This window comes from Serratia sp. ASV30, from assembly GCF_016428815.1.
GTDB classification, from domain to species: domain Bacteria; phylum Pseudomonadota; class Gammaproteobacteria; order Enterobacterales; family Enterobacteriaceae; genus Chania; species Chania fonticola_C.
On record NZ_JAELTL010000178.1, the window covers coordinates 1 to 562 of the forward strand.

Annotated in this window: 2 protein-coding genes; both read left to right on the plus strand. The window is 38.3% G+C overall.

What is annotated here, in order from left to right; genetic code table 11:
• A partial coding sequence (locus JHD74_RS26755; RefSeq protein WP_233169700.1) for a hypothetical protein occupies nucleotides 1–188 on the plus strand: 188 nt, incomplete at its 5' end.
• Between the two features lie 100 nt (nucleotides 189–288).
• On the plus strand, nucleotides 289–562 hold a 274-nt coding region (locus tag JHD74_RS25985; RefSeq protein ID WP_199063907.1), incomplete at its 3' end, for a winged helix-turn-helix domain-containing protein.

Genomic DNA, 562 nt, shown 5'->3' on the forward strand with positions numbered 1-562 from the left:
TTTTATCTGTTATTTTGATAATTGAAGTTTTAATGACTATTGTGTACAATGTTGAAGCGCAAATGGCTGTGAGCAGGAAAAATCAGCATTTAATTGCATTGAATAACATGGATAAAAATCCCTCTATGGTTTTTTATTTGCATCTGTCAATTGCATTCGTTTGGGAGTTATGTGATAAGCGATCATGAGACTTCTCCTAGTTGACTACATGGGGGAGCTATGGCGAAGTGATTAAAATTTTACCTGAGGTGAGGATAGGCTGAGCGATAACGCCTACAGCGATAATTTATGGAGTATATTTTCAATGACAGCGTTATCTTCAAAGAAAATGAAGGGTTACGTTATAAAAACCAAAGCCACGCTGCTATTAAGCTGTCTGTATTGCAATCAGGTCTGTTGGCAGAAATCATCAAAGCGCAGAGTGAGCCCATTCATCGCGATGTTCTGCTGGATAGAGTCTGGGAGAGGAATAGCTACCCTCCATCGAATAGCAGTCTAAATCATAATGTTGCCTTCTTAAGGAAGTCGTTAAAGGAACTTGGAATTAATGATGCTATTATTG